We start from the raw sequence: 24,595 nt of genomic DNA, 5'->3' as shown, positions 1-24,595 counted from the left end.
CGATTTAAACCGCACGATAAAGTTTCGAGGGCACTTGGTTATCAGAAGATAAGTTCATGAAACATACGAAGCCAAGCTTTAATTTAGCTTTTCTAGGAGCTCTTTGAGATAGCCGTTAGCTCGAAAACGCTGTAATGCGGTTTTTCGAGCATTTGCACCGAGTCGATTGCGTAAATCCGGACGAGCTGCACAGCGTAGCAAGGCATCAGTCAAGCGTGGACCAATGCTGTTTCCCGTTTGGACCACAAGTCCTGTTCCTGTTCCTGTTCCAATAAGTTCGGGAATGGCACCGGCATCGGTTGTGATGATGGCTTTGCCGAGCATCATCGATTCGGCAATTGTTAAGCCGAACGCTTCATTGCATAACGAAGGAAGTGCGACCATATCGGCGACAGAGAGATATGCCGGCAATTCAACATGGCTGATGTAGTTCATCAGAGAATAGGAGTCTTTTGGAAGTAAATCGAGTGCCTCCTGGATTTTCTTCTGCTCCTTTTTGTAAGTATAGCTGCCAAGCAGCACTAAATAGAGTGACGGTTTGACTTTTCGTGCGCGCGTGAAGGCTTTTATCAGTTCCAGCACACCTTTTTCGATATTCAAGCGTCCATAATAGAGCACAACCGGCCGGTTTTCCGGTATGCCGCACTGTTCACGGATTCTGTTTGAGAAACGGTTATCAAAGGACGGCCTGAACAAAGCGTGATCAATACGATTGTAAAGAACACGTGCTTTCCATTTATCCTGCTCAGATGCAGCGGTCTGTACACGATTATTGATAAAGCTGCTGACCGAGAGCACACGGTCGCACAGTAGAACAATTGAGCTCGCCTCATAACACCCTTTATTCAGCGTATCATTATGCAGATGCAGTGCGATGCGCACCTTGCTGCCAAGATGTCTGCGCAGCGATTTGATGAATTTCGGACGATTTTCCACGATGATCCAATCGTAGTGATGTTTTTCAAGCAGACGAATCGTTCGATGCAAGAACATGTCTGAATAAATAGAGATATGATATTTGTTGAAAACTCGATTCATCATACATCGGATAAAATGAAATGGATCGTTCTTTTTTATAAAAAAGAAACGCGTGTGTCGTATGCCCTCACTCTGCAGTCGTGCAGCAGGATCATCAATGGAGTAGATATCAAGTGCAGCCATCGGATTTCGTTCATTATCCTGAATGAGCAGATCGACTAATGTCTCTACTGCTCCCCCTCGTACGGCAGGCACAGGCTGCTTTTCCGTACAAATGAGTGCGATCTTCATAACGCTTCCCTCCGATTCATTCTTGATTTTTTCCATAATGTCCAAAGTCCGCGAATGGTGCTGTGCTGAACAGCAAGGACTAGGAGCAGTATAAAAATGTTTGCGAATGTGATCCAACGAAAGTTCACTAGGTTTAAAAATGCACCGGCAAAGAGAATGAGGAATACCGTGTAATGCTTGACAATTGGAAAATAGACCCAGTGTTTTCCTGAGAAAAATGTTCGCGCCGCAAAAAAGAAGAGAAACGCAACCGCTGTTGCGATCGCCGCACCTTTTGCACCGAACGGCGGTACGAGAAGGATATCGAGTATGACCGCCGGAATCAGGGCACAAAGGCCAACCCAAATGTTCAAATAACTTTTTTTTGAAAAAACAATACCGAGGCAAGTCGTTTCACTTACAGTGTAGATGAGCGGCTGCATACATAAAAAACAAACAAGGTACCGTGCGCTGCTGTAGTGAGAAGATAAAAGAAACACAATCACTCCTTTAAATAGGAAGATACCGGCGGCAAGCAGCGACATCGCGAGCAGAACGGTATCACTAACCAATTTAAAATAGATAACAGGCCGGTCCTCTGAGTACCAGCGATAGGCAGTTGGGACCCAAAAACTGGTAAATCCGCTTTGAAATACGGAAAGAACGGCGGCAATTTTCAAGGTTGCAGAAAAAATGCCGATCTGATCAAAATTACTCCAAAGCCGAAGTGCCAGCCGATCTAATCCACCGAGAAGACTTGAAAGCGAGGTCGCAATCACTATTGGCAACCCGAACGTGACGAGCGTCTTCAACAAAACACGATCCACAGAGAATCCAATTGGGTTGAGCAATCTACGGTAGTGCCAGAGCAGCCAGACATCACCAATGATCTGGCCAAAAACCGTGGCATAGACAACAGTCAAGAAATCTCGACGAATGAAAAAAATGAAAAGCAAGGTTAAAAGAAACACCGCCGATTTAGTCATTATTGCCAGCAGGGAATATTCAAACGCTTTTTCTCGCATACGAACGGAGAGCATGAGAAAGCGTTCCAGAACCATAAATACGGCCATCACACCAAAAAGGATCGTAGGCAATAGTTCACCCTGACGGCCGAATAACAACTGTGAAAGGGGACTGGGATAAAGCAGCGCAGCAAGCAAAACCAGAAGTGCCAGTCCTAGGGGCAGCAGCAATGCATTTTGTAACAGTCTTGTTTTGTCGATGGCACCATGATATTCCCGTGTGTAGGCCTGATCAACGCCAAGAAAGAGAAACGTGCCGACGATTGTCTGGAACAGGAGAAACATGCTTGCTTTTCCATATTCGGCGGGATCAATGTAATACGTAGTAATCGGGATGGTCATGAATGAAATCAGTGCACCAATGATCGGTCCCATCGAAAAGCCGATTAATTTCTTAATCAATTTGTTCATAGGGTTCAGCCGTTTCGTTAGCAGTTTTTACTAAAAATTATGTTATTAGTCTGTCACTTGTATGCGCATTTCATACAGATACACGTAAGCTTTGTTGAAAGGAAGGTGTTGACACTTTAGTGAGATACATTTTCATTTATAACACCAGGCGAATCATGTATAGTAGAGTATAGATTAGTTTTTTCGGACCGTTTGATGTCCCTTCGTTTCTCGGGCAGGGACAGAACAACTGTGGGTGAGAAGGGTGGCGGTTTGTTTTGATTAATAAGAGACTGTTCCGTTTGACAAAAGGCGCAAGAAAATGGTTGTTCATCAGTGTACTGAACAGTTATTTAAGCGCTGTTTTTTATATGGCAAGCATGCTGCTTTTTGCTCTTGTACTTCAATCTGTTTTAATGGGACAGGCTGTGCTTTGGTACGTGATTGCTGCGTTGCCGGTATTACTCGTACTGGTTTTTGCGCGAATGCAGACGAATGGGCACATGGTTGCAGCAGCGGCACGCTATTCAAATGCTGCACGTAGTATCTTAAGGCGTCGGCTTTATCAAAAAGTAGCGGAGCAGGAGATTCGTGAGCATGGCTCATTCTCGACCGCGGAGCTCGCACAGACAGCAGCAGGCGGCATTGATCAGCTAAGTGCTTATTTCGGCCGTTATATCCCTCATGTGTTCAGCACCATACTGATTCCGCCGACGATTTTGCTGGTGCTCAGTGCATTTAATTGGGTTGTTGCGCTTGTGCTTCTGATTTGTGTGCCGTTGATTCCGCTTTCAATTCTTGTTATTCGTAAAATGGCGAAAGGGCAGTCAAGGAACTACTGGCGTGCGTATGTCGGATTGGGTGAACATTTTCTTGAAAATATTCGCGGCTTGACGACACTTAAGATCTTTCAGATGGATGAAACGATTCATCGGGAAATGAATCAGAACTCTGAGCGCTTTCGTACCTCGATTATGCAGGTACTTAAGGGTCAGCTCAATTCGATCACCGTTATGGACTTTATTGTATATGGCGGCTCTGGGGCCGGCATTGCGACCGGTTTGATTCAGGCATCACAAGGCAATCTTAATCTAGTCGGATTGATCCTCGTCCTGTTTTTAAGCACTGAGTTTTTTCTCCCATTGCGGTATCTCGGTTCACTTTTCCATGTTGCGATGACCGGTGTATCGGCTGCAGAACGTCTCTTTCAGTTTTTTGATCTTCCGGAAGAACAACAGGGACAGCAAACATTGCCTGAGGCATCGAACTGTAGAATTGAGGCAAACGGACTCAGTTTTTCTTACGATGGAACCCGTCCTATTCTGCAAGCCATAGATTTTAAAGCGCAAACAGGAGAACGAATTGCGCTTGTCGGCCAATCCGGATCCGGCAAAAGTACACTGGCAGCATTGATTTCAGGTTTGCTTCGAGGATATAAAGGAAGTTTAACAATTAACGGAGACGAATTGCGCAGCGTAGCTCCGGACAGTGTGTTTCAACAGATCGGGCTTATGTCCTCGGACAGTCGGTTATTTACGGCTTCTCTGAGAGAAAATCTGCGTTTCGGCAATCCGAATGCATCAGACAACGAACTTATTGCCGCTTTGGAACGTGTTAACCTTGGAACGTTTCTTGATCAGTTGGAGCAGGGGCTTGATACGCCGCTGACGGAGAATGGCGGCAATTTGTCGGGAGGTCAGAAGCAGCGGCTGATTATGGCTCGGCTTTTGCTCGCTGATCGGCCGATTTATCTTTTTGACGAAGCAACTTCGAATGTCGATGCTGACAGTGAAGAAATCATGCTTGATGTGATACGGGAACTCGCTCGAGAAAAGCTGGTGATAGTGATCGCGCACCGAATGTATTCAATACGTGATGCAGACCGTATTTATGTGCTGGATCATGGTGTTGTGGTTCAGACGGGCATACATGAGACACTGATGAATGAAGAAGGCGTTTATAAACAGTTTGTTGAGGAAGAAGAAAAACTGGAAGAGGGTGTGCATGCAGATGAGAAAAACGAATTCGGCAGTTATTAAACTTCTGAAACTAGCCGGACCACTGACACCTGTATTGCTCTTTTCCGCATTTTCAGGGGTGATGAGCAGTCTGTCCGTGACCGCGATCTTTATGCTGGGTTGTTATGGAATAGAAAAGCTCATGTATAGAAGTCCGCTCATTTTATGGAGCGTGTTTGGCGGCATGCTCGTGCTTGCCTTGATCCGCGGCGTATTTCGCTACACGGAACAGTATACCGGGCATTATGTCGCCTTCCGGCTGCTTGCAGAGCTGCGCAATCATGTCTTCGCGGCGCTGAGACGGCTTGCACCTGCAAAAATGGATGCGAAGAACAGCGGTGAACTGGTCTCAACGGTTACCAGTGATATCGAACTCATTGAAGTGTTTTATGCGCACACAATCGGTCCGGTATTAATCGGTGTGACGGTGTCGACGGTCATGACTAGTGTCCTCTGGATGATGCATCCGATTTTCGGGATGATTGGGTTACTCGCTTATTTAACGCTTGGCTTCGTTATTCCGATTATCAATTATCAGCTCGAAAAAGATAAAGGAACTGCGCTGAGGAAACTAGCCGGTCAATTTCATCACTTACAGCTTGACGTCTTTTCGGGTATTCGTGATCTTCGCTTATTTGGGCGAAAAAAGGTCTATGAGCAGAAGATAGCGGACATGGAACGAGAATTGAATCAGGAAGAAATTGAGCTTGGTAAAAATGCATTTTTTCTTCGCGGCCTCGGTGAGAGCGGGCTGCTGCTTTTTACCTTTGCCATCATTTTTGCGGGTACCATCCTGGTTTCATCCGGAACACTTATCGGGTCAACCGTCCTCTATGCAGCCATAGCTTTATTTGCTTCATCGGCGCCGGTTCTTGCGTTAAATCAGCTCGGCAATGGACTGATTCCGGCATTTGCTGCCTGTCGCCGCGTTGTGCAGCTCATCGAAGAACCGCCGGCCGTGCAGGAGGCAGCAGGCGGCTACGAGCCGAGTACATTTGAGGACCTTGAACTTGGACAAGTAGACTTCGGCTATAACGATCAACCAGAAATACTGAAAGCAATTGATCTTCATTTAGAAGAAGGCAAAAGAATTGGTCTGTCCGGCGCAAGCGGATCAGGAAAGAGTACGTTGCTCAAATTGATGATGCGTTTCTGGGATCCGACTCATGGTGAAGTCACGCTGAATGGAGCGCCCATGACGCTGATTAAAACGCGCGCACTGCGCGCGATCGAAGGCGCATCGCTCCAGGACGCTTTTCTGTTCAATCAATCCATTGCCGACAATATTAGGATCGGCAACCCGGACGCAACGGATGAAGAAGTGGCAACAGCAGCAGAACAAGTTAACCTGAAGCAGATGATTGATACACTTCCTCATGGCTTTGAAACAAAGGTTGGCGAGCTTGGGGATCGTTTGTCAACAGGTGAACGTCAGCGGCTGGCCTTGGCACGTTTGTTTGTGCGCGACAGTGATTTGATTCTGCTTGACGAGCCGACAAGCAATGTCGACCGTTTGAATGAACGGATTATTCTTCGCTCCATTGATGAACGATTTGACGGAAAATCGATGCTCATCGTGTCGCATCGCCGTTCCGCACTGAATCATGCCGATGCGGTTTACGCCTTGGAACAGGGCACACTAAAGAAAATCAGATAGATAAGGATTGAGATGTCATGAAAAAAAGATTTTTAGGTATACGTGATGTAGTTACGATTGCAATTTTTACTGCAGCGATCATGATGATCGGAAGTGCACTTTCTAAAGTGTTTGGGGTTTTAAGCTTTTTGACCGCAGGAGGCGCCATTTTGGTTTCAGGGGCGATTATATCCTTTTTAACGGCACCGCTGTTTTTGCTTATGGTTTTGAAAGTGGGGAAGCACGGAGCAATTTTTCTGCACAGTATTCTTTACGGGTTCATTTTTCTGCTCGCTGGTCTGCCGCATATGGTCATTTTCTATGCTCTGGTCGGACTGATTGGCGAAGTGATGATGATGCCGCGCGGGAACGGGTATCACAATGTGTTCCGAGCAGGGCTTGCCTGCAGCGTTTTTCTCAGTGTTAAGGCGCTTCATCCGGCGGCCATACTATGGATTATCGGCAATTATAATCCGCAGGGTGTTCATGGCTATACCGCGGCACAGATCACCAAGATGATGGACATCTACTTTAATCCGATCACAGTAGCGCTTATTTTCGTTCTGACTTTTGCCGGGTCTGCCGTTGGTTCTTGGGCAGGGGCCAAGATCTTGCGCAAGAATTTTGTTAAATCGGGTATTTTACAGATCAATGAGTAAACCTTTAATTCTGGATCCTCGAACTAAGTTCAGTGTTGTTTTAATTATTGGTTTCCTCATTTTTGGATCAAGCGTGACGCAGCTGCTGTTCTTATTCGTGGTTATGGGAATTTACGGATTTCTGAATGGGGTGCGAAAATCACTGCCCATTTATGTGCTGTTCCTTTTGCTTTATTTTCTATCTGATTATTTAGCATCCGAGACGCGGAATATTCTTTTTGTCAGCATTGCATTTTTTTCTTATTTTATTGTTTGTTTCCTGCCTGCATTACTTGCCGGAGAAGTACTCGTACGCACGCCTGCAGGCCAACTCATGTCTGCACTGGGGCGCTGGCATTTTCCGAAGACAATGATCATTGCCTTTGCCGTCAGTCTGCGTTTTATCCCCATTGCCGGTTTGGAAATACGATCCATTCATGAGGTCATGAAGCAGCGCGGTGTAGCTTTTTTCAGCCGAACAGGCTGGCTGCATCCGTGGCGTACCTTTGAGTATGCACTTGTTCCACTGATGATTCGATTGTTGAAGATTTCCGATGAATTAACGGCATCGGCAGTAACCCGTGGGGTAGAGGCTCCGATAAGACGTACATCAGTGCATGTGATCAAATTTCGTTCCTGCGATTATGTGGTTATTCTGCTGGTTCTTGCCTTAGCATTCTTTTTACTGATGACGAGATAGTCCGCCGATGAATTGATGAAAGAGTTGATCTCATGATCCAATTAAAAAACATTGATGTACATTCGCGTCAAGGAACGCCGATTCTCAATGACTTTTCTTTATCTGTGGCGTCTGGAGAACTGGTTGTATTATCCGGACCAAGCGGAAGCGGCAAGTCAACGATCATTCGCCTGATTAATGGGCTGGCTTACATGGATGATGCATTAGTCATTGAGGGAAAGGCGGAGCTGAACGGCCAATCGATTAAAAGTATGAATTCATGGGAACGATCGGAGCAGGTGGGCAGTGTGTTTCAGGACCCTCGAAGCCAGTTTTTTGCACCGATAGTAGAGGATGAACTTGCATTTTATTGCGAAAATTTCGGTATGAAACCGGAGACAATAACAAAACGTGTGCATCAGGCTGCAAAGGAACAAAACTTGCTGCCGCTGCTTGATCATCGAATCATGACTTTATCGAGTGGAGAAAAACAAAAAGTAGCGATTGCTGCTATCCGTGTTGCCCGGCAAACGGTCTACGTGCTTGATGAACCGTCATCGAATCTGAACTTGGCAGCGACGACTCAGCTCGCCAATCTGATTCGAAAATGGAAGGCGGCCGGCCATACGGTTGTGATTGCGGAGCATCGCCTGCATTATTTAACAGATTTGTTTGATCGAATGGTTTATGTGCAAGACGGCCAAGCAGTGCACAGCTATTCAAAGGATGAACTCACAATGCTGCCGGCTGAACAATTGGCTGCATCCGGGTTGAGGCAGACACGTTTAGTCTGGAAAACGGGTATTAATCGTCGGTCAGTACCGCAGAATATCCATGAATTGAGCATTCATCAATTAACAATTAACAGCTGGTCCGGTGGAGAAGCACTTTTGCATAATCTTACTTTTTCTATTCATTCCGGTGAGGTTGTGATGCTGACCGGCTCAAATGGGATCGGCAAGACAAGTCTTGCTCGCGCACTCTGCGGCCTTTCCAGAAAGAGTGAGGGAAAGGTCACAGTGGATGGACGGCTTGCTCTGCGCAGAAAAAGAAGTCGGCAAATTCGCTATGTCATGCAGGAAGCGGATTACCAGTTATTTGGACAGAGCGTTTGGGATGAACTGTTTGTCGGGATTAAAGAAGATGCTGATCAGGTAACGCGTGCGCAGCAGCTTTTACGAGAACTCGATTTATGGTCGCTGCGTGACAGGCATCCATCGACACTCTCGGGAGGAGAGAAACAACGGGTGACGCTCGCAGCCGCTTTAATGAGTACCGTACCGGTCATTATCCTCGATGAACCGACCTCCGGACTCGATTGGCGCAGCTTAGAAAAAACAGCTGAATGTCTAAAAAGAGAAGCGGAAAAAGATCGGATTTTTCTAGTGATTACGCATGACTATGAATTGATCAGCCAGGCAGGTACGCGGCTGATTCATTTAAAGGACCGCATCGTCACTGATGATTTTCCTTTAGATGACACATCCGGTGCTCGTGTACTAAGCCTTTTAACTCAAGATGAATCATGATGTGGGAAGCCCTTTTTAGGGTACGATAGGAAATAATAAAGGTAAGGGAGGGAAAGCATGAAGAATCGATATGCCATTTATGAAGAGTATGACGGCAGGCAACGATTTCCTATTAATATCCGGCTGCCGAAGAAAATAGTTGAGGCGGCATCAATACGTGATGCGGTCAACGCCTTTTCACTTACCCACAATCTTGAAATCATCCGCTATGCTGAACTTCCCGAGGACGATGTACGGGTATGGTTTCGCCGCACAAATCTGTTTGGACAAAGCAGCAATTTCGGTTATTATTTTCGACTACTTAAGTATGGAGAATTATCTGAAGAAAAAGATCCGTTTCCGGGAAAGTGAAACGGATCTTTTTGTACAATAAAAACGTTCCCATCGATCGTCCATAAAATCTCCCAATACCCAACTCTTTCCCGCCATGCCGAGTGCTGATATAAAATTTAACTAAATTCATGTATTTCCTTAATACTTTCTTTACGTGCGATATTCATAATAAGAACCAATGCATGATTTTATGCGTTCAAGGATATTTTAGTAATTAAAGAGGAAAAATGTGGGGGGACATATATGAAAATCGCAGTGATCGGCACAGGTTATGTTGGATTGGTTACAGGTGTTGCGCTTGCTGAAATCGGTCATACGGTCACGTGTATTGATGTTGATCCGGAAAAAATCGCTGAGCTCAACCAAGGCATTCCAACCATCTATGAGCCGGGACTCGGTGAAATGATGCTGAGAAACCAGAAACGTCAGCGTTTGCACTTTACTGATCAGCACCGGGTCGGATTGGACGGAGCGGATGTTGTTTATCTGGCGGTTGGAACCCCACAGCTTGCCGATGGTTCGGCAAACTTGCGCTATATTGAACAGGCGGCAATGGATGTAGCTGAGCATGTGCAAGAATCAGTTATTGTCGTTATCAAAAGTACAGTACCGGTCGGCACAAACATGCGCATTAAGCAATTGATGCTCAACCATGTTCGTCCCGGTGTTGCCATTCGAATCGCTTCAAATCCGGAATTTCTCCGAGAAGGATCGGCCATTCACGATACCTTTCATGGCGATCGAATCATTATTGGAACGGAAGATCAGGGAACTGCGGATGTGCTGGAAGAAATCAACGCGCCTTTCGGCATTCCTGTAGTTAGAACTGATGTGTCCAGCAGTGAAATGATTAAATACGCCTCGAACGCATTCTTGGCAACGAAAATAAGTTTTATAAATGAAATTGCGAATTTATGCGAAAAATTGGGTGCTGACGTTGAAGAGGTTGCTAAAGGCATGGGCTTGGATCATCGAATCGGCAGTGCTTTTCTGAAAGCGGGAATCGGTTACGGCGGTTCTTGTTTTCCAAAGGATACCAATGCACTGGTGCAGCTGGCTGGAAATCATCATCATGATTTCAATCTGCTCAAGTCGGTAATTGAAGTCAACAATCATCAGCAAAGGCTCTTAATTGAAAAAATGCTTACGCGTTTTGGATCGCTTAGCGGAAAAAAGGTTGCCGTGCTCGGACTTGCATTTAAACCGAATACTGACGATTTGCGTGAATCGCCTGCACTTGTGCTGATACCGAAACTGACAGAGCTTGGCGCGGAGGTTGTGTGCTACGATCCGATTGCGGCAAATCAAGGAAGCAAATGGATCAGTGCACCTGCAGTGTATACGAACAGTGTTGCCAAAGCATTGAACGATGCAGATTGTGCGGTGATTGTTACCGATTGGCCGGATATTAAGCGAATGGATCCGCAGACGTTTGCCCGTCTGCTGCGCGAACCGATCGTTTTTGACGGTCGGAATTGCTACAGTATTCCTGCAGCACGCAAGGCAGATATTGAATATTACTCGATCGGCCGACCAGATGTGATTCCGGAAGTCAGCAAGTAAACGAGCATCGCGGTCGAATGTCTCAACATGATGGTGACACTCAATGAAAATTTTGTATTTTGTCGGGGAGTTTCCTAAACTCTCACAAACATTTATTTTAAATCAAATCACAGGGCTGATTGACGCAGGAAACGAAGTGACCATCCTCGCAAAGAAAAGCGCGCCGGATGCAAAAATTCATCCTGATGTGGTGAACTATGAACTGCTCAGTCGAGTGGTCTATTATGGAGATTCAACTCAGGTGCAAACGCGTATCGGCAAAGGAATGTCTTTCGTTCGAGCACTAGGTGCGCACTTGTATTCCTGCGTTTTTAATCCAAGATATAAATGCGAAGCTGCTTTTCGCGATCTGATCAAGATGCCAAACTTAATAATGCTTATTCGCAAGCTTAATCAAGTTGACTTGACGGATCGAACGGTCATTATGGCTCACTTTGGACCTAATGGGCTGCTTGCGCAAAAGTGCATTGAGATGGGACTGCTCAAGGGAACTTTGTTCACCACTTTTCATGGTTACGATATGCTGCGTTATGTGAAACAAAAAGGTCAGGATGCTTATCGTGACCTTTTTCGTTCGCCGTCATTTATCCTGCCGATCAGTGATTTTTGGCGCAGGCGCTGCATCGAACTCGGAGCAGATTCGTCGAGAATCATCGTTCATCATATGGGGATCGATTTGTTGCGTTTTGACAGCCATCCCTCTCAGCCTGCGAAACCGGCAGTCATTGTCTCCGCCGCACGTCTGGTTGAAAAGAAAGGATTAGTTTATGGCATTCAAGCAGTCGGACAGCTCGTAAAAAAGGGCTATTCCGTCCGCTATTATATTGCGGGGGACGGTCCATTACGGGACAAGCTGCAACAATTGATTGACGAGAATAAACTGACTCGTCATGTTCAGCTGCTTGGCTGGAAAACGCAGGATGAATGGATTGAACTGATGAAGACGGCACAAATTGTGCTTGCTCCGAGCATCACAGCGAGCGATGGTGATATGGAGGGTATTCCTGTTCAGTTGATGGAAGCAATGGCGATGAGAAAAATCGTTGTTTCTACCTATCACAGCGGTATACCTGAATTGATTCACGACAAAGAGAACGGATTCCTTGTGGCTGAGAAAAATTCGGAAGCACTGACGAGTGTTTTGGAGGAAGTCATATTGTCACCGGAGAAGTGGAGCAGAATCACGCAGAATGCGCGTCAAACGATTAAAGATCAGTTTAATATACAAAAGCTGAACGCTGAACTGCTTCGGCTTTTCGATACAGTTTTGTAAGTATAAACGATATAAAAATCAGAAGTAACAAGTAGGAGAAAGAGGAACAAGTTCAAATCATAGTTTTTTTATCGAAAAGGGGAAACAATGAAGGAATTTATTCAACGTCTGCTTGCTTTTTCAATCGGACCTGCCGGCGGTGCGCTCATCGCTTTTATTACCATACCAGTGACCACACACTTTGTGTCACCTGAGGAATATGGCAAAGCGAGCATGTTTGCGCTCGCGTTGACGATGCTGTCAACCTTTCAATATTTAGGCATCGATCAAGCGTATGCCAGAGAATTTAATGAGGTGAATGATCGGAAGACATTGTTTCTTCATGCACTGCTGCTTCCGCTTCTATTTGCCTTACTGTTATTGCTTTTAATCGCTTTGAATTTTGGAACTGCTTCGCATATTCTTTTTGGCGCAAGCGATCAGCATAGTGCGGCACTCCTTCTCGGCGTTTCGCTCGTTTTTATTACGTTCGAACGCTTTATTTTGCTGTCGATTCGTATGGAGGAAAAAGCATTTGCATATTCGATGTTTACCATTTTTATTAAGCTGGTCATCTTGGCCGCCACCTTGCTGTTTGTCTTGATGATTCGAAGAGATTTTCTTGCGGTTGTGTATTCAGCGGCTGCCGGTCAAATTATCGGTGATTTATTTCTGTTGATTCGCTACCGTTCCTATTTTGCTCTTCACGATTTTCATTTTGATCGGGCGCTGCTGCGACGCATGCTTATCTTCGGACTGCCGCTGGTTGTTGCAGCGTCTGCATCGACAGTACTGAATTCTGCCGGACGCATTGCTCTTAGAGCATGGAGCGGTTTTTATGAAATCGGCATGTTCACAGCCGCGCTGAAAATTGCCGCTGTTCTTGCCGTTGTTCAATCAAGCTTCACCAGTTTTTGGGTGCCGACCGCTTATCGGTGGTACAGCGAAGGGCGATCCATTCGTACGTTTCAGGCGGTCAGTGAAGGCGTTCTTTTGTTCATGTCGGTTCTGTATTTTGGTGTTTTGCTCTTTAAGGATCAATTAATGTTTCTTTTATCTCCTCAATATGTGCCTGCCGCAGGTGTGCTCGGTTTGCTTTGCCTTCAACCTGTACTGTATACGGTCAGTGAGACAACGACACTCGGTATCGTTTTTTCTCGCAAGAGCTACTTGAATATTTGGGTTAGCCTTTTTTCGCTTCTGCCATGCCTCATCATCAATTGGCTCTTCGTTCCTTCTTACGGCGTTCTTGGCGCGGGACTTGCAACAGGTATCTCCTATGTTCTGTTCTTTTGGAGTCGAAGCTACTTTTCCTCAAAAAATTGGAAGGGTTTTTCACTCACAAAGCATTACTCGGTTATGCTCGTCCTTTTAACGGCAGGCATCCTCAATGCTTTTCATTTCCCATTCATGGTTTTGGCAAATTTGGGCATGCTTTTATTAGTGATTATCATTCAGAGACGATCGATTATCACTGTTTATATGAAATGGCGCGGGTCGAAAGATAATAACCGTTCATCTGCCTTTTTTCCTTGAGGCAGGCCTAAAATCGGCAAGCATTTCAGAGGTCTTGCCGCTTGCAAACGAAAAAAGTATGTAAATTTTTCTAAAATTTTAGGATGCACTTTTACATTGCCTTAATGAATAGTCCATATTTGCTACATAAACGTTCACTATAATTGAAACAAGTTCAGAGGCAAGTAAACGATGAACTGGAGAGGTGTTTCATGTGAAGGCGGAAAAAGAAATAGAGGTCTATAGCGGTTATTCAGTGGTGAAACCGCCGAGAGTCGTTCTCCCAGAGAATGCACGCACATACCTCTTGGTTAAGAGAGGCTTTGATTTACTCCTTGGCCTAGTTGGAATGGTTATTGCAGCACCGATTATTTTTATTTTTTCAGTGCTCATTGTTATGGAGACGCCTGGATCTCCATTCTATGTGCAGGAACGCGTCGGCAAAGGCGGTAAGACCTTTAGACTTGTCAAGCTCCGATCAATGCGGAAGGATGCTGAACGAGGCGGCGCACAATGGGCACAGGCACATGATCCTCGTGTCACTCGTATCGGACGCTTCATTCGCAAGACAAGAATTGATGAGCTTCCTCAATTTCTTTCCGTAGTTAAAGGGGACATGTCGCTGATTGGGCCAAGACCTGAGCGGCCGATGTTCACTGAGGAATTCGACCGCGAAATTCCGGGATTCAAGAATCGTCTGCTTGTGAAACCAGGATTGACGGGACTCGCACAAGTAAGTGGCGGCTACGATTTGTCGCCGAAAGAGAAGCTCGTTTATGACTTGGAATATGTCCGTAATCTATCGCCGGCGCTTGAGTTGAACATATTGATGCGCACGGTCAAGGTTTTATTGACCGGAGACGGTGCTCGATAAGAACAGGAACAACTTGAAAATCAGGAGGTATTTCCATGGAAAAAGTATTAGTTACCGGTGGAGCAGGATTTATTGGCTCTCACGTTGTTGAGGCTTTGCTAAGACAAGGGTACGCAGTTGCTGTCATGGATAACTTTTCAACAGGGCACCGGGAGAACATTGCCGATCTGCCGGTTGACTTATATATTTGCGATGTTGCCGATCCGGCAGTTATTAATGTCATTCAAGCGATTCAACCCGATTACATCGTTCATCTTGCGGCTCAGATCAGTGTGTCGCATTCGGTTGCCGATCCGTTGTTTGACGAACGTACAAATGTGACCGGTTCGTTGAATGTAATGAATGGAGCACGGCAGACAAAAGTGAAAAAAATTGTTTTTGCATCATCTGCTGCTGTTTACGGCAATCCGATTGAAATACCTGTGACAATTGACCATCCGACGAACCCGGAGTCTCCATATGGACTGACAAAGCTGACTGTCGAGCATTATCTGCGTATGTTTGATAAATTTTATCAGCTGCCTTACAGTATTTTGCGGTTCAGCAATGTTTACGGACCACGACAAGATGCGGAGGGTGAAGGCGGCGTTGTATCGATCTTCTCAGATCGGATTCAAAAAGGAACGCCTCCAATGATCTATGGCGATGGTGATCAGACACGTGATTTTATCTTTGTGAAAGATATTGCATCGGCTATAGTAGCCGCTCTTTCAGTAAAGGAAAGCTTGTGTGTCAACGTTTCATCGCAAACAGCGATCAGCATTAAGGATCTCTTTCTATTAATGAAGGATGTTTCAGGATCTGATCTTGACGTTTATTACGGCCCGAAACGAAGTGGAGATATCAGGCACAGTGTCCTGTCCAACCAGCTGACAAAGGAACTGCTGCAATGGCGGCCGGAAGTATCATTAAAAGACGGTCTCCGAATGACCCTGCGTTCACTTAAGAAACGAAAAAGAGAAGCAGTCTGATACGGAGGAAACAATGACATCAGCGTCACTAACTTTATGTAAAAGCCATCTCAGCGCGCATCGCTCGACGCTTGAAACATCAGCGATCGTCACAGCTTTGTCTGCAGCGCTGATTGGTGTCTACTGGATCGGCAACGCGTGGATGCAGATGCTGCTCGCTTTGGGGTGGATCTGTTTTGCGGCGATTGCCGCTCTTTATTTAAAGAAACATGCATCAAGCTCCATTCTGTTATCGAGCATGATGTATGTACTGGTCGCATCAACCTTTTTAAATCAGGAACTCCTTAGTCTTTCTACCGGATTCTTTACTTTGTTTGTATACCGATTAATTCTGATCTTCAGTCTTATTGCTTTTTTGGTACATGCGGCGAGGATTGGCGGATTCGGTAATCAATGGTCGGCGACTCCTGTTAAAGGAGTGCTTGTGTTTCTTCTGCTATGGCTTGCCTATGCGGCTGTGTCGCTGCTTTGGGCTTGGTCGCTTGTTGAAGGAATGAAAGCTTTGCTTCTTCTTGCGATCGGTATTTTATTTGTTTTTTTGGCCGTATTTACATTTACACATGTCCGTCAGTTGGCTGCCTTTCACTGGATCTGGCTGGTGATGAGCGGTGCACTGATTTTGATCGGTTTGGTCAACCATTTTGCCCGCATTCAGTTGCCGACTTCAACTCTTTTTGGAGGTCCGGTATATAAGCAGGCTTATCCGACAGCGGTGTTTACGAACCAAAATGATTTTGCAACTTTGTTGTCGATCTCGTTCTTTTTTTATTTAGCGGCAGTACGGAATTTCCGGAAACCATTGCTGCGCATGGTTTGTTTTTTATTCGCTGCTCTCTCGGTTTGGCTTATTTATCTGACGGAATCCCGTGCCTGTTTACTTGGCGTTGCGGCCGGAAGTGTTCTCTATTTGTTCTTAATGCTGCCGCCGAGACTAAAAAAGACGTCGCTTTGGATTGGCGGAGTTACAGTTGTCGGAGGACTGCTCATCCTTTTGCCGAAAGTGATTGCAAAAGTGCAAGAGATTTTGTTTGTCCAGGCAACCTATGCTGTAAATGAAAATCCATCGTCAAACACTGTTCGTGTTCATTTATTACAAAGCACATGGAGTTACTTGAAGGAATCGCTTGGTATGGGTGTCGGAGCAGGGAATGTACCTGTTTATCTTGAAAATCAGCCGATTCAGAATACGGATCAGATTTTTGAAGTTCATAATTGGCTAATGGAATTGACGGGTAATTTCGGGTTTTTAATTGGTGCAGGCTATTTAGCCATGTACTTGACACTTTTTTTCACATTAATGAAGATACATTCAAAGCTAACCAGCAGAAATACACGACTGCTTGCAGAATCCTGTCTGACGGCTCAGATCGCGTTTCTCATATCCAGTATCAGTCCGAGCTCGGTCAGCAACTTGTATTTTCATTGGGTTTTTCTGGGTTTTGTCATTTGCACGGTTTCAGTTCTTCATCAATTGATACAGTCGGGAGAGTCGTATTGAATGAATGTGTTTAGAAATGTTGTGACGAGGTTAAGAAAATACCTGTGGATCGTTGCTGCTCTGCCTATTATTCTCGGCATTGTCGGATTCTTTGTTCCGGCTGGGAAAATGCCCTCGTCGTTCGAAGCGCAAACAACGGTTCAACTAGGCTCGTATGGAGACGATACCACGAACGATCCCAATCAAGTGATCGTGCTTCTTTCGAATGCTCCGTTTTATGAAAAACGGCTGCCTGAACTTTGGGAGCAGCAGGAACAAGCATTGCTCAGTCAGATCAGTATCACGGATTTAACCAATCATTTGATTCAAATTAGTTATAAAGGAACATCCGAGGCTGAGGCGGTTGAAGGAGTCAATCGTGTGACGAGCGCCTTTCTAGATGAGGATAAAAATCGTTTCGATAACAAAGAAAAAATTATTGATGAGGCAATAAATAACTTAAATAAATCGCATGTTTCAAGTGAAGAGACTGTGAGCCGCGCTCGGTTTCTCTATACACTTCAGTCAAGAAAAGTACAAATGAGGCGTGCTCAGGTTCTCGAGTCGGCGCAAAAGAAAAGCGGGTCAGGCGTTTCGACGATTTCTTCGAAAAAGAGAGCGGTACTTGGCTTTATGCTCGGTATTACATTGGTCATTATCGGTGCCGCACTGCCTGAGTTTGTAAGGAAAAAAGAATAGAAAAGAGGCGGAGGGTTCATGGCTATTGAACATACACTTATCTCAATTATCACGCCTACCTACTGCTCGGAAAGGACAATAAGGAAAACGATACGTTCGGTACGTGAGCAAACCTATCCCCATTGGGAAATGATCATTGTTGATGATGCATCGACCGATCGAACACGTCAACTGCTGCAGGAAGCTGCTGCGGCGGACAGCCGTATCCGTCCCGTTTTTCTCAACGAGAATCATGGTGCGGCATTTGCCAGAAATACTGCATTGGAGCAAGCCAAGGGTCGCTTTGTTGCCTTTCTTGACAGTGATGATTGCTGGAAGCCGAAAAAGTTGGAGGAACAACTGCAATTTATGGAGCTTCATCATTATGCGTTTACCTTCACAGGCTATGAACTGATGGACACAAATGGGCATTTGCTCAACAAAATAATCAGTGCACCGGCTCGTGTCACCTATAAACGCATGCTGAAAAACACGATCGTCGGATGTCTGACTGTGATGATTGACCGGAAACAAGTCGGTGATTTTCGCATGCCTGATCTTCGTTCGCGTCAGGACTTGGCTACTTGGCTGTCGTTGCTGAAAAAGGGGGCTGTCGCTTACGGACTTGATAAGATATTGGCAGAATACCGTATAAGCGGCAAAGAATCACTTTCGGGTAATAAATGGAAGGCGGCTAAAAAAACATGGTTTGTGTATCGGCGTGTTGAGCACCTGCCGCTTCTGCCTTCATGCTGGTATTTCGTCAACTATGCAGCGAATGCGGTTATTAAACGGTTTATCAGCATTTAATAAAGAGGGAAGGTCAAATTTGTGAAGGATATACACGTTATTGTCGGCGCCGGCACATGGCAGCAAGACGGTTTGCGCTATCGCCGTCACCGACTTGCTGAATTTCTAGCTGCGCAGCCGAACACGAAACATGTGTTTTGGATCTGTCCGTCGCCAGAACGGCTGACGGATCGAAAGGTTGGCGAATCCGAAACCATTGAACAGTGGACGATTACCGACGTGCTTCCGCACAAATTCTTTCGTTTTGCACGTTATTTGTCGGTCTTCCATAAGCGGCGACTGTCCGAATTGGCACGTTTGCTGAAGTCACATGTCGGTCATGATCATCTCTACTTATGGTATACCTTTCCCGGATTTTCGAAATTAGCTGATCTCCTCACGTGGGATCGCGTCATTTATGATCGCAGTGATCTATGGGCGGCGCCAATAAGCGGCAGAATGTCACTTGCAGCAAAGCTGCGAAGACGTTTGATTGCGCACTCGGAACAAAAAATAGTGCATCGCGCCGATTTAATTTTTTGCACATCCGATTATCTGCATCATGTCACTGATCTGGAAATGCCTGCGGAAAAACGCAGCCGCATTGTGACTTTGGAAAACGGCGTGGATTATTCGCTTTTTGCAGGTAATGATGGATTCGGAGTGCGGAGTACCGGAACGGTTCTCGGATATATTGGCGGAATCAAGCCAAAACTTGATTTTGTTCTGCTGCGTGAAGTCGCGCGCAAAAAGCCGGAGTGGCAGATTCTACTTGTCGGTCCTAATGGGACTCAAGGAGATCCTGATTATTCACGCCTGCTTGAGGAGGATAATGTACGCTGGATTGATGCTGTTCCTCCGGAGGATGTACCGCGCTTCATGAATCAGATTTCTATCGGGCTGATGCCCTATAAAGCATCGCCGTATAACAATGCAGTATTCCCGTTAAAATTATTTGAATTTCTTGCTTCAGGGAAGGCAGCAATCGGCATTCATTTGCCTTCAACGAAAAAGTATGAGCAAGAATCTGCGTACCTCTGTCTGGATTCTTCTGATCCTGAATCTTTGATTCAAGCGTGCGAACATCTTGAACCAGTCGCTTTTGATTCTGAAGCGATACGCGCACGCAAGGAATTCGCAAAAACAAAGGATTGGCCAATCATTTTTAAAAAAATGCTTTCCTATTTGTGATAGAAAAGACTGTAGTTGATCTGGTTAAATAAACTTAAGCAGATGTTTCGCAGAATAAATTTCCGCTAAAAAGTTAGGCATTCTGCCTGCTTTTTTTCTTTGGATAATACTTGCCGATATGTTAATAAATAATAGAAGAAATTCGTTTCTTGAATGGATTTAACTACTTGACTTAAACGTGCTTGTCTATATAATTAAAATAGAATTTTTGCCGCGTTTTTGTTAACATAAGCGAATGAATTCATTTCTTTGCATGCGCAATTATTTTCTTCCTCTTTGAAACGAAGCGGCGCTATAGATCATGAATAACCGGGAAAGGTTGTGAGGATAGGGTTGGAAAATAAGCTGAAATTGTACGGCTTTAACAACCTCACGAAATCACTGAGCTTCAACATTTACGATGTGTGCTATGCGAAGAGTGAACGTGAGCAAAGAGACTACATTACTTACATTGACGAACAGTACAATTCAGAGCGACTGACCCATATTCTTTGCCGTGTAACGGAAATGATCGGCGCCCATGTCCTCAACATCAGCAAGCAGGATTACGATCCACAGGGCGCAAGTGTCACCATCCTGATTGCGGAGCAGGAATTTCCGAAGGATCAAATCGACCGTTCATGCAATCTCGGTCAGTACGCAGACACTGTCGTAGGCCATTTGGATAAAAGCCATGTGACGGTGCATACGTATCCGGAATTCCATCCAGGAACAGCGATCGCGACGTTCCGCGTCGACATTGATGTGGCTACCTGTGGAGAAATATCCCCCTTAAATACATTGAATTATTTAATAGGCAGCTTTGACTCGGATATCATTACTGCGGATTATCGAGTACGCGGTTTTACCCGAGATGTAGATGGTAAAAAATTGTTTATGGACCATCCGATGGCATCGATCCAAAACTATATTGATGATGAGACGCTTGAAAAATATGACGCGATGGACATTAATGTTTATCAGGCCAATCTTTTTCATACCAAAATGCTCATTAAAGAACCTGAGTTGCAGAACTATTTGTTTAATCGTGATGTGCTGGAAATTCCGCCAAAAGAGCGTCTGAAGATCAGCAACAATCTTCGCAAAGAAATGATTGAGATCTTTAGCGGAGCGAACATATTTTGATTAGTGAGGAGAGAACATGACGACTTTATCACAAGAGCGTGCGCCGGTTCTTGAGGCGCTTAATCGTTATAAATCTATGCGCGTCGTTCCATTTGACGTACCGGGTCACAAACGCGGCAAAGGCAATCGCGAACTGACTGATTTTCTCGGTGAAAAATGCCTGACCGTCGATGTTAATTCGATGAAACCGCTCGATAATCTCTGCCACCCTGTTTCGGTGATTAAGGATGCGGAGGCGCTTGCCGCAGAAGCCTTTGGTGCAAAGCACGCATTTTTTATGGTAAATGGCACGACCTCTGCGGTCCAATCCATGGTGATGTGTGCCTGCAAACGCGGTGAGAAAATCATCATGCCGCGCAATGTGCACCGCAGCGCGATCAATGCGCTTATTTTGAGCGGGGCGGTACCGGTTTATGTCAATCCCGGTGTGAATCATGAATTGGGTATTTCACTTGGCATGGCGCTTGCCGATGTGGAGCAGGCGATTCTGGAAAATCCGGATGCGAAGGCCGTTTTGGTCAATAATCCGACTTATTATGGCGTTTGCTCCAATCTGAAGGCGATTACTGAGCTTGCACATAAGCATAAGATGCTTGTGCTCGTCGATGAAGCGCATGGGACACATTTCTATTTTGGAGATGGACTCCCGGCTTCAGCAATGTCGGTTGGCGCGGATATGGCAGCGGTCAGTATGCATAAATCCGGAGGTTCCCTGACCCAGAGCTCGCTGCTTTTGGTCAACGGACTTGACGAGGGTTATGTTCGGCAGATCATTAACCTCACACAGACAACAAGCGGTTCTTATTTGCTGATCTCTTCACTGGATATTTCCAGAAGAAATCTGGCACTCAGAGGACGAGCGATTTTTGAAAAAGTTGCCCAAATGGCTGAATATGCACGTACGGAGATTAATCAGATCGGCGGTTATTACGCCTATTCACGCGAATTGATCAATGGAGATTCAGTCTATGACTTTGATCGTACGAAGCTGTCGGTGCTGACCTTGGATATCGGACTTGCAGGGATTGAAGTCTATGACCTTTTACGCGATGAGTATGACATTCAGATCGAATTCGGTGATATTGGCAACATACTGGCTTATATTTCAATTGGCGATCGAATCCTTGATTTGGAGCGTCTCGTGTCCGCACTGTCCGAGATCAAAAGGCGCTATGCGAAAGATCGCGCGGGAATGCTCAGCCAGGAATATATTCGTCCACAGGTCGTGCTTGGTCCGCAGGAAGCTTTTTATGCGGAAAGCGAATCGACCCCATTGCAGGAGAGCCTTGGACGCATCTGCGGCGAGTTCGTTATGTGCTATCCGCCGGGCATCCCGATTCTCGCACCGGGTGAAAAGGTGACGGACCGGGTACTCGAGTATATTCAGTATGCGAAGGAAAAAGGCTGTTTTCTGACCGGTACCCAGGACAGTCTGGTGAACCGAATACAGACCGTGAAGGAGTGATCGGGATTGGAATTATGGTTTACTGAGAAGCACACAGAAAACGTCAATTTTTCAATCAAAGTGGATCGTCAAGTGTATAGCGGACAAAGTGAATTTCAGCGAATTGATATTTTCGATTCACTTGAATTCGGACGTTTTCTGACCCTGGACGGCTATATGATGCTGACCGAGAAAGACGAGTTCATCTACCATGAAATGATCGTTCATGTGCCGATGTCCGTACTTCCAAATGTGAAAAAGGTACTCGTCATCGGAGGCGGTGACGGAGGTGCTGTTCGCGAGCTCGTGCGCTACCCGGAAATTGAGCAGATTGATCTGGTGGAAATCGATCAACAGGTGATTGAGGCGTGCAAAAAGTATCTGCCGCAGACCGCGGGAAAATTGGATGATCCAAGAGTGACGATTCACTATGCCGATGGTTTGAAATTCGTGCGTTCAAAGAAGGACGAATACGATTTGATCATCGTCGATTCGACTGATCCGTTTGGTCCAGGTGAAGGGTTGTTTACGAAGGAATTTTACGGCAACTGCTATAAAGCACTTACGGACACCGGCGCAATGGTGAATCAGCATGAGAGTCCGTTCTATCCTGTTGACGCAGTAGCCATGCAGCGCGCGCATAAACGGATCATTGATTCGTTTCCGATCAGCCGCGTCTATCAGGCACACATTCCGACCTATCCATCCGGACATTGGCTTTTCGGGTTCGCTTCGAAGAAGTACCATCCGGTTGAAGACTTTAACGCCGCCGGATGGAAAGCGCGAGGCATGAAAACCAAATATTATAATGATAAAATTCACGTTGGCGCCTTTGCATTGCCAAATTATGTAAAGGAACTGTTGGAAGAAATGGAATAAAGCCTTGTGTGTCTGAGGGCTAATGCAGGAATCATGTGGACAGGCTAAATGTTGAACGTGTCCTCAAGTTCCCTAATTCGTATGGGTCAATACAGTTTGCTGACAGAGATAAATTTTTAAGGAGGCGTTTAGTTTGGGTAAAGCATTAATTATCGGCGCAGGCGGCGTTGCTGGCGTTGTGGTACATAAATGTTGTCAGAATTCTGAGGTGTTTGAAGAAATTTGTATTGCGAGCCGCACTGTCTCAAAATGTGATGCGCTTAAAGCGAAGCTTGATGGCGGAAAGACGAAAATTACGACGGCGCAAGTAGACGCAAACAATGTTTCGGAACTGATTGCACTCATTGAGAAGGTGAAGCCGGACATCGTAATCAACGTCGCGCTTCCTTATCAGGATTTAACGATTATGGATGCCTGCCTTGCGACTAAAGTGGATTATGTGGATACGGCTAACTATGAACCGGAAGATACGGCAAAGTTTGAATATAAATGGCAATGGGCATACCGCGATCGCTTTAAAGAAGCGGGAATCACTGCGCTGCTCGGGAGCGGTTTTGATCCGGGTGTGACGAGTGTATTCTCAGCTTATGCACAAAAGCATTATTTTGATGAAATTCATTCAATTGACATTCTTGACGCAAATGCCGGTGATCATGGCTATCCTTTTGCGACGAACTTCAATCCTGAAATCAACATTCGTGAAGTGACGGCGAACGGCAGCTATTTTGAGAATGGAAAATTTATCGAAACCGAACCGATGTCGATCAAGAGTGTTTATGACTTCCCGCAGATCGGAGAAAAGGACATTTACCTGCTACATCATGAAGAGATGGAATCACTCGCCCTCAACATCAAGGGCATTAAGAAGATTCGTTTTTGGATGACCTTTGGTCAAAGCTATCTGACCCATCTTAAGGTTTTGGAAAATGTCGGCATGACCTCGATCGAACCGATTGAATTTGAAGGAAAACAAATCGTTCCGCTACAATTCCTGAAAGCCGTTCTACCGGATCCGGCGTCACTAGGACCGAGGACAAAGGGCAAGACGAATATCGGATGTATCTTCCAAGGCGTCAAAGACGGCAAGCCGCGCACTTACTATGTTTACAATGTCTGCGACCACCAGGAATGCTACAAAGAAGTCGGCTCACAGGCGATCTCTTACACAACCGGTGTTCCGGCAATGATCGGAGCCTCTATGGTCATGACGGGTAAATGGAAGCGTCCGGGCGTGTTCAATATTGAAGAATTCGATCCGGATCCATTCATGGATGCCCTAAATAAATTCGGGTTGCCTTGGCATGAGAGCTTCGCGCCGGCACTGATTGATTGAGGAGTCTG

The 24,595-nt window shown here is 45.6% G+C and carries 21 protein-coding genes; 19 read left to right on the top strand and 2 right to left on the bottom strand.

Features of this window, described 5'->3' with window-relative positions; genetic code table 11:
- Positions 1-78: 78 nt before the first annotated feature.
- A complete protein-coding gene (locus tag AC1MBV_RS05765; RefSeq protein ID WP_255748476.1) occupies positions 79-1,269 on the bottom strand; it encodes a glycosyltransferase family 4 protein in 1,191 nt (396 codons plus the stop codon).
- Positions 1,266-2,684 (bottom strand): lipopolysaccharide biosynthesis protein, encoded by a 1,419-nt coding sequence (locus AC1MBV_RS05760; protein ID WP_480947793.1) that lies wholly within the window; start codon positions 2,682-2,684, stop codon positions 1,266-1,268. Before AC1MBV_RS05760 ends, AC1MBV_RS05765 begins: the two co-directional genes overlap by 4 nt.
- 257 nt (positions 2,685-2,941) lie before the next feature.
- Between AC1MBV_RS05760 and AC1MBV_RS05755 the strand changes: the two genes are divergently transcribed.
- The 19 genes from AC1MBV_RS05755 (at position 2,942) to AC1MBV_RS05665 (ending at position 24,587) form a co-directional block, all read left to right on the top strand.
- Complete coding sequence (locus AC1MBV_RS05755; RefSeq protein ID WP_480947792.1) at positions 2,942-4,702, top strand: ABC transporter ATP-binding protein/permease; 1,761 nt, start codon at positions 2,942-2,944, stop codon at positions 4,700-4,702.
- Positions 4,674-6,338: a thiol reductant ABC exporter subunit CydC gene (gene cydC, locus AC1MBV_RS05750; protein WP_480947791.1), complete on the top strand. Its 1,665-nt coding sequence runs from the start codon at positions 4,674-4,676 to the stop codon at positions 6,336-6,338. Before AC1MBV_RS05755 ends, cydC begins: the two co-directional genes overlap by 29 nt.
- 17 nt (positions 6,339-6,355) lie before the next feature.
- Positions 6,356-6,976 carry an MptD family putative ECF transporter S component gene (locus AC1MBV_RS05745; protein ID WP_480947790.1) on the top strand — a complete coding sequence of 207 codons (621 nt, stop codon included), beginning with the start codon at positions 6,356-6,358 and terminating at the stop codon, positions 6,974-6,976.
- A complete protein-coding gene (locus AC1MBV_RS05740; protein WP_255748481.1) occupies positions 6,969-7,655 on the top strand; it encodes an energy-coupling factor transporter transmembrane component T in 687 nt (228 codons plus the stop codon). The genes AC1MBV_RS05745 and AC1MBV_RS05740 overlap by 8 nt, the downstream gene beginning before the upstream one ends.
- 32 nt (positions 7,656-7,687) lie before the next feature.
- On the top strand, positions 7,688-9,163 hold the full coding sequence (locus AC1MBV_RS05735; RefSeq protein WP_480947789.1) for an ABC transporter ATP-binding protein: 1,476 nt from the start codon (positions 7,688-7,690) through the stop codon (positions 9,161-9,163).
- A 57-nt stretch (positions 9,164-9,220) separates the two neighbouring features.
- Positions 9,221-9,514 carry a hypothetical protein gene (locus tag AC1MBV_RS05730; RefSeq protein ID WP_255748483.1) on the top strand — a complete coding sequence of 98 codons (294 nt, stop codon included), beginning with the start codon at positions 9,221-9,223 and terminating at the stop codon, positions 9,512-9,514.
- 225 nt (positions 9,515-9,739) lie between these two features.
- On the top strand, positions 9,740-11,059 hold the full coding sequence (locus AC1MBV_RS05725) for a UDP-glucose dehydrogenase family protein (protein ID WP_480947788.1): 1,320 nt from the start codon (positions 9,740-9,742) through the stop codon (positions 11,057-11,059).
- Positions 11,060-11,102: 43 nt separating this feature from the next.
- On the top strand, positions 11,103-12,332 hold the full coding sequence (locus AC1MBV_RS05720) for a glycosyltransferase (protein WP_480947787.1): 1,230 nt from the start codon (positions 11,103-11,105) through the stop codon (positions 12,330-12,332).
- Between the two features lie 87 nt (positions 12,333-12,419).
- Complete coding sequence (locus tag AC1MBV_RS05715) at positions 12,420-13,847, top strand: lipopolysaccharide biosynthesis protein (RefSeq protein WP_480947786.1); 1,428 nt, start codon at positions 12,420-12,422, stop codon at positions 13,845-13,847.
- A 235-nt stretch (positions 13,848-14,082) separates the two neighbouring features.
- Positions 14,083-14,700, top strand: a complete 618-nt coding sequence (locus AC1MBV_RS05710; protein ID WP_370646065.1) for a sugar transferase — start codon at positions 14,083-14,085, stop codon at positions 14,698-14,700.
- 35 nt (positions 14,701-14,735) lie between these two features.
- On the top strand, positions 14,736-15,671 hold the full coding sequence (locus tag AC1MBV_RS05705) for an NAD-dependent epimerase/dehydratase family protein (protein WP_255748488.1): 936 nt from the start codon (positions 14,736-14,738) through the stop codon (positions 15,669-15,671).
- Positions 15,672-15,684: 13 nt separating this feature from the next.
- On the top strand, positions 15,685-17,169 hold the full coding sequence (tuaE, locus tag AC1MBV_RS05700) for a teichuronic acid biosynthesis protein TuaE (RefSeq protein WP_480947785.1): 1,485 nt from the start codon (positions 15,685-15,687) through the stop codon (positions 17,167-17,169).
- The gene (locus AC1MBV_RS05695; protein WP_255748490.1) at positions 17,170-17,847 is read left to right on the top strand and encodes a hypothetical protein; all 678 of its coding nucleotides are present in this window, start codon (positions 17,170-17,172) and stop codon (positions 17,845-17,847) included.
- Between the two features lie 18 nt (positions 17,848-17,865).
- Positions 17,866-18,636: a teichuronic acid biosynthesis protein TuaG gene (gene tuaG / locus AC1MBV_RS05690; protein WP_480947784.1), complete on the top strand. Its 771-nt coding sequence runs from the start codon at positions 17,866-17,868 to the stop codon at positions 18,634-18,636.
- A gap of 21 nt (positions 18,637-18,657) precedes the next feature.
- On the top strand, positions 18,658-19,806 hold the full coding sequence (gene tuaH / locus AC1MBV_RS05685; RefSeq protein ID WP_480947783.1) for a teichuronic acid biosynthesis protein TuaH: 1,149 nt from the start codon (positions 18,658-18,660) through the stop codon (positions 19,804-19,806).
- A gap of 333 nt (positions 19,807-20,139) precedes the next feature.
- On the top strand, positions 20,140-20,931 hold the full coding sequence (gene speD / locus AC1MBV_RS05680; RefSeq protein ID WP_255748493.1) for an adenosylmethionine decarboxylase: 792 nt from the start codon (positions 20,140-20,142) through the stop codon (positions 20,929-20,931).
- A 16-nt stretch (positions 20,932-20,947) separates the two neighbouring features.
- Positions 20,948-22,396, top strand: coding sequence for an aminotransferase class I/II-fold pyridoxal phosphate-dependent enzyme (locus tag AC1MBV_RS05675; protein ID WP_255748494.1), 1,449 nt, complete (start codon positions 20,948-20,950; stop codon positions 22,394-22,396).
- A gap of 6 nt (positions 22,397-22,402) precedes the next feature.
- Positions 22,403-23,254, top strand: coding sequence for a polyamine aminopropyltransferase (speE, locus tag AC1MBV_RS05670; RefSeq protein ID WP_480947782.1), 852 nt, complete (start codon positions 22,403-22,405; stop codon positions 23,252-23,254).
- Positions 23,255-23,387: 133 nt separating this feature from the next.
- Complete coding sequence (locus tag AC1MBV_RS05665; protein WP_480947781.1) at positions 23,388-24,587, top strand: saccharopine dehydrogenase family protein; 1,200 nt, start codon at positions 23,388-23,390, stop codon at positions 24,585-24,587.
- Positions 24,588-24,595 lie beyond the last annotated feature (8 nt).

This window comes from Sporolactobacillus sp. PKPK-6 (assembly GCF_056678885.1).
The sequence above is the reverse complement of the archived record's forward strand: the minus strand, read 5'-3'. Positions and strand labels throughout refer to the sequence as shown.

Excerpts from the sequence above, each read along its gene's own strand:
- AC1MBV_RS05765 (WP_255748476.1), bottom strand. The coding sequence starts at position 1,269 with ATGAAGATCGCACTCATTTGTACGGAAAAGCAGCCTGTGCCTGCCGTA.
- AC1MBV_RS05760 (WP_480947793.1), bottom strand. The coding sequence starts at position 2,684 with ATGAACAAATTGATTAAGAAATTAATCGGCTTTTCGATGGGACCGATC.
- cydC (WP_480947791.1), top strand. The coding sequence starts at position 4,674 with ATGAGAAAAACGAATTCGGCAGTTATTAAACTTCTGAAACTAGCCGGA.
- AC1MBV_RS05745 (WP_480947790.1), top strand. The coding sequence starts at position 6,356 with ATGAAAAAAAGATTTTTAGGTATACGTGATGTAGTTACGATTGCAATT.
- AC1MBV_RS05740 (WP_255748481.1), top strand. The coding sequence starts at position 6,969 with ATGAGTAAACCTTTAATTCTGGATCCTCGAACTAAGTTCAGTGTTGTT.
- AC1MBV_RS05735 (WP_480947789.1), top strand. The coding sequence starts at position 7,688 with ATGATCCAATTAAAAAACATTGATGTACATTCGCGTCAAGGAACGCCG.
- AC1MBV_RS05730 (WP_255748483.1), top strand. The coding sequence starts at position 9,221 with ATGAAGAATCGATATGCCATTTATGAAGAGTATGACGGCAGGCAACGA.
- AC1MBV_RS05725 (WP_480947788.1), top strand. The coding sequence starts at position 9,740 with ATGAAAATCGCAGTGATCGGCACAGGTTATGTTGGATTGGTTACAGGT.
- AC1MBV_RS05720 (WP_480947787.1), top strand. The coding sequence starts at position 11,103 with ATGAAAATTTTGTATTTTGTCGGGGAGTTTCCTAAACTCTCACAAACA.
- AC1MBV_RS05715 (WP_480947786.1), top strand. The coding sequence starts at position 12,420 with ATGAAGGAATTTATTCAACGTCTGCTTGCTTTTTCAATCGGACCTGCC.
- AC1MBV_RS05705 (WP_255748488.1), top strand. The coding sequence starts at position 14,736 with ATGGAAAAAGTATTAGTTACCGGTGGAGCAGGATTTATTGGCTCTCAC.
- tuaE (WP_480947785.1), top strand. The coding sequence starts at position 15,685 with ATGACATCAGCGTCACTAACTTTATGTAAAAGCCATCTCAGCGCGCAT.
- AC1MBV_RS05695 (WP_255748490.1), top strand. The coding sequence starts at position 17,170 with ATGAATGTGTTTAGAAATGTTGTGACGAGGTTAAGAAAATACCTGTGG.
- tuaG (WP_480947784.1), top strand. The coding sequence starts at position 17,866 with ATGGCTATTGAACATACACTTATCTCAATTATCACGCCTACCTACTGC.
- AC1MBV_RS05675 (WP_255748494.1), top strand. The coding sequence starts at position 20,948 with ATGACGACTTTATCACAAGAGCGTGCGCCGGTTCTTGAGGCGCTTAAT.